The sequence below is a fragment of the Actinoplanes sp. ATCC 53533 genome (assembly GCF_003947245.1).
In genome coordinates, this window is record NZ_QHHV01000531.1 from 1 (window position 1) to 1,175 (window position 1,175).

Genomic DNA, 1,175 nt, shown 5'->3' on the forward strand with positions numbered 1-1,175 from the left:
GCGATCGAGCACGGCGTGCCAGTCGGCGTCATCGGCGATGACGATGTGGGCGGTGGCGGCTTCCATTCCGCTGGTGATGGTCCAGATGTGTAGGTCGTGGACCTCGGCGACGCCGGGGACCGCGGCCAGGTCGCGGATGGCGGCATCGACGTCGATGCCGGGTGGGGCGACCTCCATGATGATGCGCAGGGCTTGGCGCATGAGGGCCCAGGTGCGCGGGAGGATGAACAGGCCGATCGCGGCGGCGATGATGGCGTCGATGTACAGGAACCCGGTGAGCGTGATCACGACAGCGCCGACGATGACACCGATCGAGCCGAGCATGTCGGAGAGCACTTCCAGGTATGCGCCCTTGACGTTCAGGCTTTCCTTCGCACCGGCGGTCAGCAGCCGGAACGAGATGATATTGATGACCAACCCGACCGCCGCGATGATCAGCATAGACAGCCCCGCGACGGGTGACGGGTCACGGAACCGCTGCACCGCTTCGTAAAGGACGTAGAACGCGACCCCGAACAGCAGCAGCCCGTTGATCACAGCGGCGAGGACCTCGAGGCGGTAGGTACCGTAGGTGCGCTGCCCAGCGGCGGGCCGTTTCGCCAGGTAGATCGCAGCCAGGGCCAGTCCGAGCCCGAGGACGTCGGTGCCCATGTGGGCGGCGTCGCTGATCAGGGCCAGCGAGCCGGTGATCAGCCCGCCGACCAGTTCAACGACGGCGTACGTGGCGGTCAACGCGAACGCTATCGTCAGCGGTTTCTGGTGGCTGGCGCCGGCACTGCCGATCCGGGGTCCGTGCGCATGCCCGCCGGCCTCGGCGGCGTGGCCGTGAGCGCCGTGATCGTCACTGTCGTTGTGCGATGTCATGTCGAGTCTCCGGCTTGTAGTGGTGGCGCTGCGGGCACCGGGGCGGATGAGGGTCTGTTCGTGGTGGGCGACACGGCACTGTGCGGTTCCGCGCCTACGACCACGGCGGTCAGTCATGCGATCAAGTGGATGAGCAGGTATTCGACGTCGTCGGCGATGGCGTGCGGTCACGACGGCGGCGATGTCAGCGACGGCGATCTCGCACTCCGCGCGGCTTTGGCCGGCGATCCGGCGCAGCCGCACCTGGCCTACGCCGGAACACGTCAGAGTCGCACGCAGCGCCGCCTTGGACCTGGTCGAGAGGCGAGGCG

Annotated in this window: 2 protein-coding genes; one reads left to right on the forward strand and one right to left on the reverse strand. The window is 67.6% G+C overall.

Annotated features, from left to right (window positions below; all coding sequences use genetic code 11):
• The coding region (locus DMB66_RS59815; protein ID WP_148112973.1) for a cation diffusion facilitator family transporter at window positions 1-864 on the reverse strand (864 nt) is incomplete at its 3' end.
• Here DMB66_RS59815 and DMB66_RS65115 point away from each other — a divergent pair.
• Window positions 799-1,175 (forward strand): hypothetical protein (locus DMB66_RS65115; RefSeq protein WP_233625632.1); only part of this gene is annotated, 377 nt, incomplete at its 3' end. The two genes, DMB66_RS59815 and DMB66_RS65115, sit on opposite strands and share 66 nt — an antisense overlap.